The organism is Achromobacter sp. GbtcB20 (assembly GCF_019091095.1).
Taxonomy (GTDB): domain Bacteria; phylum Pseudomonadota; class Gammaproteobacteria; order Burkholderiales; family Burkholderiaceae_B; genus Achromobacter; species Achromobacter mucicolens.
The window spans coordinates 1-653 of sequence record NZ_JAGXJZ010000140.1 but is presented as its reverse complement, the minus strand read 5'-3'; the positions used below and the strand labels follow the sequence as shown (position 1 = coordinate 653).

Annotated in this window: 1 protein-coding gene; it reads right to left on the bottom strand. The window is 65.2% G+C overall.

Annotated elements, in window-relative coordinates; genetic code table 11:
• Positions 1-153: 153 nt before the first annotated feature.
• Positions 154-653 (bottom strand): benzoate/H(+) symporter BenE family transporter (locus KVT32_RS28215; protein ID WP_217619216.1); only part of this gene is annotated, 500 nt, incomplete at its 5' end.

The window sequence follows — 653 nt, the reverse complement described above, 5'->3', positions numbered from 1 at the left end:
CAGATGATGATGATGGCGCACCACAGAAGAAGCCTGGCGTGGAAGCCGTTGAATGCCGCCGTGTCGGCGATCTTGTGTATGTCGATGTGTCGCATGTACCTGTCTCCGTTATCGTTGATGTCGTGTGAACTGCGAACCTGCCTGCTGCTATTGCTAAACCTGCTTGGACGAACTCCTTGCGTGAAGAATCCAGTAAGCGACCATGCCGATCACGATTCCCCAGAAAGCCGAGCCGAGGCCGAGGAAGCGCATGTCCGAGGCGGTCGCGAGGAAGGTGACGACCGCCGCTTCGCGGTGATCCTCGGCGGCGACGATGCCGGCCAGGTTGGCGGTGATCGGCGCCAGCAGCGCCAGCCCGGCCAGCGTGATCACCAGCTCCTTCGGCAGGGCCGCGAACAGCATCACGATCGACCCGCCGCACAGGCCCGCCAGCAGGTAGAACACGCCGTTGGCGATGCCGGCCACGTAGCGCCGGCGCGGGTCTTCGTGGGCGTCCGCCCCGGTGCACATGGCGGCGGTAATCGCGGCGATCGCGATCGTGATGCCGCCGGTCGCGGCCACCGCCATCGACACCAGGCTGTTGACGCCCATGATCGGGCGCACCGGGGTGTCGTAGCCCGAGGTCTTGAGGACGGCCATGCCGGGCAGGTACT